Annotated in this window: 10 protein-coding genes; 5 read left to right on the forward strand and 5 right to left on the reverse strand. The window is 36.8% G+C overall.

Annotated elements, in window-relative coordinates; genetic code table 11:
• Positions 1-6 precede the first annotated feature (6 nt).
• From B3C16_RS07770 to B3C16_RS07785, 4 genes are all read right to left on the reverse strand, one after another.
• Positions 7-1005 carry a vWA domain-containing protein gene (locus tag B3C16_RS07770; RefSeq protein ID WP_291130538.1) on the reverse strand — a complete coding sequence of 333 codons (999 nt, stop codon included), beginning with the start codon at positions 1003-1005 and terminating at the stop codon, positions 7-9.
• A complete protein-coding gene (locus tag B3C16_RS07775; RefSeq protein ID WP_291130541.1) occupies positions 1002-2639 on the reverse strand; it encodes a hypothetical protein in 1638 nt (545 codons plus the stop codon). The genes B3C16_RS07770 and B3C16_RS07775 overlap by 4 nt, the downstream gene beginning before the upstream one ends.
• A 118-nt stretch (positions 2640-2757) precedes the next feature.
• Positions 2758-3624, reverse strand: coding sequence for a DUF58 domain-containing protein (locus B3C16_RS07780; protein ID WP_121312127.1), 867 nt, complete (start codon positions 3622-3624; stop codon positions 2758-2760).
• A 98-nt stretch (positions 3625-3722) separates the two neighbouring features.
• Positions 3723-4727, reverse strand: a complete 1005-nt coding sequence (locus B3C16_RS07785) for an AAA family ATPase (RefSeq protein ID WP_121312126.1) — start codon at positions 4725-4727, stop codon at positions 3723-3725.
• A gap of 251 nt (positions 4728-4978) precedes the next feature.
• On the opposite strand from B3C16_RS07785, the gene B3C16_RS07790 reads away from it, so the two are divergent.
• From B3C16_RS07790 to B3C16_RS07810, 5 genes are all read left to right on the forward strand, one after another.
• The gene (locus tag B3C16_RS07790) at positions 4979-5845 is read left to right on the forward strand and encodes an aldo/keto reductase (RefSeq protein ID WP_291130545.1); all 867 of its coding nucleotides are present in this window, start codon (positions 4979-4981) and stop codon (positions 5843-5845) included.
• Between the two features lie 73 nt (positions 5846-5918).
• Positions 5919-7070, forward strand: coding sequence for an ATP-binding protein (locus B3C16_RS07795; RefSeq protein ID WP_121312124.1), 1152 nt, complete (start codon positions 5919-5921; stop codon positions 7068-7070).
• Entirely contained in the window at positions 7063-7800 is a 738-nt protein-coding gene (locus tag B3C16_RS07800) for a metallophosphoesterase family protein (protein ID WP_121312123.1), read from the forward strand. The genes B3C16_RS07795 and B3C16_RS07800 overlap by 8 nt, the downstream gene beginning before the upstream one ends.
• A 66-nt stretch (positions 7801-7866) precedes the next feature.
• A complete protein-coding gene (locus B3C16_RS07805; RefSeq protein ID WP_121312122.1) occupies positions 7867-8358 on the forward strand; it encodes a DUF6646 family protein in 492 nt (163 codons plus the stop codon).
• A gap of 10 nt (positions 8359-8368) precedes the next feature.
• Entirely contained in the window at positions 8369-8944 is a 576-nt protein-coding gene (locus B3C16_RS07810; protein WP_291130550.1) for a PhnA domain-containing protein, read from the forward strand.
• A gap of 261 nt (positions 8945-9205) precedes the next feature.
• Here the strand turns inward: B3C16_RS07810 and B3C16_RS07815 are convergent.
• On the reverse strand, positions 9206-9466 hold a 261-nt coding region (locus B3C16_RS07815; RefSeq protein WP_291130553.1), incomplete at its 5' end, for an aldehyde dehydrogenase family protein.

A 9466-nucleotide genomic window follows, 5' to 3' on the forward strand; every position in this document is an offset into this window, starting at 1 on the left:
ATGCTGTTATATAAAACTTCTATAAACCGTATTTCGCAAACCAAATTCTAACAAAAGCAAGAGGCCGGCAATCCAAACAAATGGTCTGAATTTTTCGTCATAATCATAGAACTTCAGTTCTTGAATTTCGGTGGTTTCCAGTTTATTGATTTCGTTATAAATGGCTTCCAGTTTGCTGTTGTTATTGGCTCTGAAATATTTTCCCCCCGTATTTCTAGCGATGGTTTTTAACAAAGCTACATCGATTTCCACCGGCATCATTCGGAATAAAAAGCCGCCATTTGGTGCATAAGCATAAGGAAACATTGCATCACCATTCGTTCCGATTCCAATGGTATAGACTTTGATTCCGTATTCTTTGGCAATTTGCGAAGCGGTTTCCGGTTCAATAAACCCGGCGTTGTTAACACCATCGGTTAACAGAATAATCACTTTGCTTTTGGCTTTGCTGTCTTTCAAACGATTTACAGCGGTAGTCAATCCCATTCCGATTCCGGTTCCGTCTTGCAACACATTGTCATATTTTATACTTCGAATCGCGTCTTGAACAATGGCTTTGTCACTAGTTACCGGTGTTTTCGTGTAAGCTTCGGAAGCATAAACCACAATTCCGATTCGGTCATTGGGTCTTCCGGCGACAAAATTTTCGGCGACTTTTTTCAACGCTTCCATACGATTGGGTTTTAAATCTTTGGCCAACATACTTCCGGAAACGTCGATGGCCATTACAATATCAACTCCTTTAGTCGATTTGGTTTGGCTACTGATATCGACTTTTCGTGGCCGCGCCATCGCAATAATCAAAGAACTTAATGCTAACAATCGAAGTACAAACAAATACGGTTTTAGTTTGGCAGCCAATGATTTTTCAGCTTTAAAACCTCTGACAGAACTTATTTTTAAGGTCGCCGATTGTTTTTTTTTCCAAAACTGCCATGCGATAGCAGCCGGAAGTAATAAAAACAACCAGAAAAATTCAGGATTTAAAAAACTCACTTCTTTCATTCTTGTGTTGTTTGTAATTCGGTCGAATTTAGTACTCTTTCAGAAATTTGTTGTCCGTATTTGTCTCCTTCACGATGCATGATTAAGATTTGTTGTAATCCACCATTTTGACCAAAAACCAATACTTCATAATACATTTTTTCTGATTTTTTCTGAACAGGATCGAAAGTGGTCATAGTGCCATAAGCTTTTTTTCCGGTTATTCCTTTTTGTGTGCCGAAGTCTTCAGTTTTAACAATGATGTTTTGTGCGCCTCTTGCCTCCATCGCTTTTAGAGAACCTTCAATAGATTTTTCTAAATCGACAGTTCCTTCTTGTTTAAAAGTGGTTGTTGATACTAAGATGTAGAAACTGTCGAACATACTTCCGTAGCCAAACATCTGCGCTTCTTTTACAACAGCCATAACTTCTTTGGGCATCATTTTAGAGACATCCAAACGCTTTAAAACTTTTGGAGTTTCCACTTTTACGCCTGGATTACCATATTCACTGTAAACCCATTCACTTTCGATTAAATCTTTGGTTGGATGACCAATTAAATTGTCTTTCACATAATCAAAACCTTTGAAATAAATCAAGCTGCCGAGCGCAATCACAATCATACCAAGTACAATTCCGATAGTGGTGATGATTCTAACGCGTTTTTGTTTTTTGAGTTTTTGCAAACGCGCCAATTCTTTTTGTTGTTCGTTCCACAATGCCAATTCATCGTCATCTTCCACCACTTCCGGAATCGATTTGTGAATGGTTACTATAGAATTGGAAATGCGTTTTTTGTCTTCTTCGATTTCAAATTCAAGTGGTTTTACTTTAGCAAATTTCACCAAATCGGCTTGTTTTAATACTTTTTCTAAGTTCTCAACGGTTTCGTTGGAAAGCTTTAATTTTTGTTGTTTCGCAGCTTTTCGCAAACCTTCAATCAATTCAGAAGTAGTACTTTCCATCGCCGGAATGTGAATTTCTTCTTCGATATAATTTCGTGCAATATCAGTTAGTTCCGAATAATAGTTTTTAATTTCGCCTTTTTGCCAAAGTTCTTTTGATTCTAATTGTTGGAGTAAAGTTGTGGCTTTTTCGATAGGTGTTTTATAAACAATGACTTCGACTTTTTCTTTGGTCTGAATTTTTTTGATGAATTTGTAAATGAAGAAACCAATAACACCAATGGCAATGACAATCAAAACATAAATCCACCAAGTTCCCATCGGACTTTCGACTTGAGCAATGTCTTTGATATCGTACATTTTTTGTTTTAAGGTATCGACTTTAACATCATTGACTTCGACTTTGATACTATCGGAAAATGAAGCTTTTCCATTAATCATAACAGGAATTCTCGGAATCGTATATTTTCCTGAATCGAATTGCGTTAATCCATATTTTTTGATTAATTCATAACGAGCGCCTTTTCTAACGGTGTCAATTTTATAGGATTGAATCACTTCCAAAGCACCAAAAAACTTACTGTTTGGGAATTTTACTTTGGACAACGTATCGACATCGGCTTTTAAAGTCAGTTTGAATTCGGCTCCGATTTTGTTTTTGGTAGTGTCAATAGAAGTCGTTACTTTTTTCGGTTGCGCGAAAAGAGCTACTGATGTTAGTAAAAATAATATGTATAACTTTAATTTCATTTTTAGTTTTTCTTAACCGCAAAGAGCGCTAAGTTTTCGCAAAGGTTGCAAAGTTAAATTTCTGAAGGAATGCTTTGCGAGCATTGCGTCTTCTTTGCCTTCTTTGCGGTTAAATTTTTCATCTCGATTTAAAATACCCCAATAATTTAGTAACATAACTTTCGTCCACACGCGTGTTTACGGTTCCTGAACCACATTTAGAGAAAATATCTTTGAAATAATTCACTTTGTCTTGGTACTGTTTTTCGTAGCTCAAACGTGCTTTTTTAGAACCTGTGTTGACGACTAAAACTTCTCCGGTTTCGGCATCTTCCATTTCAACCATTCCGATATTTGGCATTTTTTCTTCACGAATGTCGTAGACTCTGACACCAGTGATATCGTGTTTCTTTCCGGCAATTTTTAAGGTTTTTTCGTAATCGTCTTCGACCATAAAATCTGAAATCACAAACACAATTGCTTTCTTTTTTTGCGTTCCGGATAGGAATTTCAATGCTTGAGACAAATCGGTTCTTTTGCTTTTCGGTTGGAATTCAATTAACTCCCGAATGATGCGCAATACGTGTGATTTCCCTTTTTTCGGCGGAATGTATAATTCGATTTGGTCTGAAAATAAAATCAAGCCAATTTTATCGTTGTTTTGTGTCGCTGAAAAAGCCATGGTTGCGGCAATTTCGGTGACGATTTCGCTTTTCAGTTGGTTTTTGGTTCCAAAACTTTCCGAACCCGAAATGTCTACCATCAACATCATGGTCAATTCGCGTTCTTCTTCAAAAACTTTCACATACGGTTCGTTGTAACGAGCCGTCACATTCCAGTCGATGGCGCGAATGTCATCGCCAAATTGGTACTGACGCACTTCCGAAAACGTCATACCACGGCCTTTGAACGATGTGTGGTATTCACCCGAGAAGATATGATCACTCAATCTTCGGGTTTTGATTTCGATTTTACGAACTTTTTTGAGAAGGTCTTTTGTTTCCATTTTAGATAGTGTTCAGTGTTCAGAAATTAGTGTTCAGTAAAATTTTCTAAGAAAAATAAATAACTGACCACTCAAAACTGACCACTGCCAACTTTGAATTAAGGTACTTCAATTTCGTTTACGATTTTGTTGATGATATCAACAGAAGTTATGTTTTCGGCTTCGGCTTCGTAAGTTACTCCGATTCTGTGACGCAATACATCGTGAACTACAGCACGGACATCTTCCGGAATTACGTAGCCGCGACGTTTGATGAAAGCATAACATTTGGCAGCAGTTGCCAAGTTGATACTTCCACGAGGAGAAGCTCCGAAACTGATAAGCGGTTTTAGACTTTCTAATTTATATTTTTCAGGGAAACGCGTCGCAAAGATGATGTCTAGAATGTATTTTTCGATTTTTTCGTCCATGTACACTTCACGAACGGCCTCTTGTGCACGTAGAATTTGGTCAACAGAAACTACCGAATTTACTTTTTCGTATGCGCCTTTTAAGTTTTGACGGATCACCATTCTTTCTTCATCCATTTTTGGATAATCGATTACGGTTTTTAGCATAAAACGATCGACTTGTGCTTCCGGTAAAGGATAAGTTCCTTCTTGTTCAATCGGATTTTGCGTAGCCAATACTAAAAATGGCCTGTCTAATTTGAAGGTTGTATCGCCAATTGTTACTTGTTTTTCCTGCATCGCTTCTAACAAAGCCGATTGTACTTTGGCCGGCGCACGGTTTATCTCATCTGCTAAAACGAAATTGGCAAAAATAGGTCCTTTTTTAATCGAAAACTCATTGGCTTTAATGTTGTAAATCATTGTTCCAATTACGTCCGCCGGTAACAAATCCGGAGTAAACTGAATACGACTGAAACTGCCGTCAATAGCTTGTGACAAAGTATTGATGGCTAAGGTTTTTGCTAATCCCGGAACACCTTCCAAAAGAATATGGCCTTGTCCTAATAGTCCAATTAACAATCTTTCTACCATGTGTTTTTGACCGACAATGACTTTGTTCATTTCCATTGCCAACAAGTCGATAAAAGCACTTTCATGTTCTATTTTTGCATTAATTGCTCTGATATCTAAAGCAGTACCATTTTCTTCCATAGTGTTCTATTTATGCTAATGTATGTACGTTATAATTTTAACATTTCAAAAGTGAAAATTTATTAGGTTACGCGATGTTAATAATGCGTTAAAACTTTATAAAACATCCCAATTTTAAGGATGATTTATGATTTTCTTTTTATAATTTTAAGACCTAATCTGTTTTACGATTTTTCGTTGGCAAAATAAGAAAATTTTCCAAAGGACAAAAAACAAAAACAATTGCAACACACTTCTAAAAAAACATAAAAATGCAAACAAAACTTTCGCCCATAATTGCCGGAACCATGAATTGGGGTATTTGGGATAAAAAACTAAACACTTCCGAAATGGAGCATTTGATACAACTTTGTATCGAAAACCAGATTACTACTTTTGACCACGCTGATATTTACGGCGATTATACTACAGAAGCTGATTTTGGCAAGGCTTTCGCCCAAAGTAGAATAGACCGAAAAAGACTTCAATTAATCTCGAAATGCGGTATTCAACACATCAAAGGAAGAGACAACAAAATCAAGCACTATGATTATTCTAAAGACTATATCATTTGGTCAGTAGAAAATTCGCTAAAAAATCTCAAAACAGATTATTTAGATGTTTTGTTATTGCATAGACCAAGTCCGTTAATGGAAGCTGATGAAATTGCGGAAGCCGTTTCAACACTTAAAAAAGAAGGCAAGATTATTGATTTCGGATTGTCTAATTTTACGTCTTGGCAAACGGAATTGATTCGTCAAAAAACCCAAATCAGTTATAACCAAGTCCAATTTTCGGCAACGCATCACGAAGCGATGTTGGACGGCAGTTTTGATTATATGCAAATGCACAACATTCGTCCGATGAGTTGGAATCCGCTAGGAACAGTATTTAGGGAAGATATTGAGCAAACCAGAAGATTGAAGATATTATTGGCAGAATTAGTGAAGAAATATCATTTTGGTTCGGATACCATTTTGTTGGCGTGGATATTAAAGCATCCTGCGAAAGTCCTTCCGGTTGCCGGAACGGTTAATGTGGCTCGAATTCAAGCCTTAATCAAAGCCGCAGAATTGCAATTGGAGCAAGAAGATTGGTTTGCCATTTGGACGGAAAGTATGGGAAATAAAGTACCTTAAATTTAGTATTCAGTGTTCAGTAATTAGTTGGCAGTAACTGAACACTCAAAACTGAGCACTGAACACTCAAAATATGATTAATAAACGTTTGCTTATCAAGAATTTATTAGCTCACAATGATGAGTGCAGTTTTTATGACAAGAAGCGTCAGTTGAATTTGCATACCAAAGAAGGAAAAGCCAAGTTTTTAAAACACATTTGCGCATTGTCCAATTCTAATCCTTCGAATAATTCTTACATAGTTGTTGGTGTAGAAGATCAGGACAATGAAATCATGGGTGACGACTTTTTTGACGACAGTCGGATACAGAATTTGGTCAATGCTTATTTAGAAAATCCGCCGAAAATTCAATACGAAAATGTACCGTTTCCTAATTTGCCTAAAGACCGAGTAGTGGGTTTGGTAACGATTAAACCGAAGCACAAAATTTCCTTTTTCAAGAAAAACATTCACACCATTTTGGCGAATACGGTTTTTGTGAGAGTTGGAAGCAATTCGATGCCGACCGAAGATAAGATTCCGTATTCAAAGCAGAATATCGAAACTGTCATCAGTATTGAAAACAGTTCGCGGAACAGCATTGCTTATACGCTTGACGGCGTGATGGATTTTATGAATGTGCGACATGGCGATATGCCTTCAAAATATAGAGTTTTTAAAGAATTATTTGTGATTTGTTGGGCCGGAATTCCGAAAAAAATCCGAGATACAACTTATCTTTCTCGGGTAGATATTGAATTAATCAATGAAAGGGTCAAGCTTTTTTATTCGGCACTAGATGTGGTTTCTATTGAATATGACGACCATAGTTTTACGATTGTAGAACACGTTCCGCTTGGGCTGAATGACAAAACGAGTTTTTATCCATTGGAACAATTGACGATCCGTTTTTTTGACAATGGATATTACAAAATGGAAACAAAAATGCTGTTTGAACCGCCGGCTTACAATAAAAAAATGCTGCATCACATTTATAATTCTAATTTAGCTTTAATTAATAAATTGCAAAAAGGAATTACTTTGTCTGAGCGAGAAGAAAAGGATTTAGAGAATTTATCTTCCACTTTGATGATTTGCTATTTGAACGGATTTGAGGATGCAAAGCAAAAACTGATTGATGCAAAACCGTATTTAAAGGCACAAAAGAAAGCCAATGTTTATTTGAGCTTTAAAGAAGCGATGCGCATTTTAAGAAAAATGAAATACAACGAAATTAATGGGTAGAATATTAGTAATAGGCGACATTCACGGTGGATTAAGAGCACTTCACCAAATTATGGAAAGAGCGAATGTGACCAAGGATGACACGCTTATTTTTCTTGGAGATTATGTTGATGGTTGGAGCGAATCACCACAAGTAATCAATTATTTAATTGATTTGGGTAAAAAGCAAAACTGCATTTTTTTACGCGGCAATCACGATGAGTTGCTATTAGATTGGCTCGAAGGCAACACTAAGAATTTTGATGAAAAAATGTGGTACAAACACGGTGGTGAAGCTACGGTTTTGGCTTATTCCGATATTTCAGAAGCGACAAAGAAGTTGCATATTGACTTTCTGATAGGATTGGAGAATTATTTTCTCGATGATGAAAACCGATTGTTTGTTCATGCCGGATTTACCAACATGAATGGCGTTCATTATGAATATTTCCCCAAATTGTTTTATTGGGATAGAACGCTTTGGGAATCAGCATTGGCTTTAGATTCATCCATTTCAAAAAGCAGTTGGTTGTATCCAAGAAGATTGACTTTGTATACTGAAGTTTATATCGGACATACTCCGGTGACGCGAATCGGAGAAACGGTTCCGGTGCAAAAAGCTAGTGTTTGGAATGTTGATACCGGTGCCGCTTTTAAAGGACCATTGACCATTATGGATGTCAATACCAAAGAATTTTGGCAAAGCGAACCGTTGAACGAATTGTATTTTAACGAAAAAGGTAGAAATTGATTTCAAATTAATTCTACAAGTTACTATTTTCTAATGGACTATATTTGCACTTTAAATTCGATACAAATGAAAAAAATTACATTGATTGCTCTTTTATTGACAATAGGTTTTGCCAATGCGCAAGCCTTTAAAGGGAAAAAGGATGTCAAATTCCAAGTAGGTGCCACGATGCAGGAATATGCGACCGGAATTGCTGTTATGACAGATTATGGTTTGGGTGATAACATTTCGGTTGGTGCTTCAGTTTCCTATCTTTTAAATACTACGGAAAGAGGCGGAACCCCAAAGTTTGATGACCGATTTGATGCGAAATTGCGTTTCAATGCAAATATTGGCAATGTAATCAACATCAGCGATAAATTTGACTTCTATCCGGGATTGGATTTAGGATTGCGAAATTTCGGTGCTCATTTTGGCGCAAGATATTTCTTTACCCAAGGTTTCGGAGTTTATTCTGAAGCCGGATTTCCTTTAGCAAAATACAATCCGGATGCTATAGGTTACGAACGATTTAACAACCAGTTTGTCTTTCAGATTGGTGCAACATTTAATTTATAAGAGATAGATAATGAGCATTGTTACTGAGAAAAGATTGAGAGACAGAAGCTATTCTAAATGTGAAATCAGCGGAAGCGAAGAAAATTTAGTAGTGTATTTGGTAGCACCAAAAACCGAAGATGTTCCTGAGAACTGTATTTTAATCACAAAATCTTTAAAAGACCAAATCGAAAATCCAGATACAACTAATGCCAATGATTGGCGTGGTTTAAGCGAAAGCATGTGGAATGAAAATCTTCCGGTGCAGATTGTTTCTTGGAGAATGTTAGCACGTTTGAAAAATCATGATTTGCTTGATATGATGTATTTGGATGAAGATGCGCTTGAATGGGCAAAAGCTACCGGAGAAGGCGAAGAGGAAGAAGGTAAAATTGTGCACAAAGACAGCAATGGCAATCTTTTATTCGATGGTGATTCCGTGGTTTTGATAAAAGATTTGGATGTAAAAGGGGCAAACTTCACTGCCAAACGCGGTGCAGCCGTTCACAATATCAAAGTGGTTTGGGACAATGCCGAACAAATAGAAGGCAGAGTCGAAGGACAACACATTGTGATTTTGACCCAGTATGTTAAGAAGACGAAGTAGGTCTATTTACGAACAAATTAAAAATTTAAACTGTGTTTGGTGGTCATCCAATTAAGTTTGTTGGAGCTATTTTTATTGGACTATTCAATGGTTTTAAAGTCAGCATAAAAACATCAATAGAAGAGAGGCCTCTGCTCGCATTTATAGTAGGGTTAATAACTATTTTAGTTGTCTTTTTAGTTTGTATTAATATTGTTTGAAAACATAAAAAAACCCTGCGTAATTTGCAGGGTTTTCTTTTTTTATTTCTTTTCCGATTAATTACAAATCAAATTTAATCCCTTGTGCCAATGGCAAACTCGTAGTATAATTGATTGTATTGGTTTGTCTTCTCATATACACTTTCCAAGCATCAGAACCAGATTCGCGGCCACCGCCGGTTTCTTTTTCACCACCAAAAGCGCCACCGATTTCAGCTCCTGAAGTTCCTATGTTGACGTTGGCAATACCACATTCTGAACCAGCAACCGAAAGGAAAGCTTCCGCTTCACGCAAGTTGTTGGTCATAATGGCAGAAGACAA

Source organism: Flavobacterium sp. UBA7682, from assembly GCF_002482945.1.
In the GTDB taxonomy this organism is placed as follows: domain Bacteria; phylum Bacteroidota; class Bacteroidia; order Flavobacteriales; family Flavobacteriaceae; genus Flavobacterium.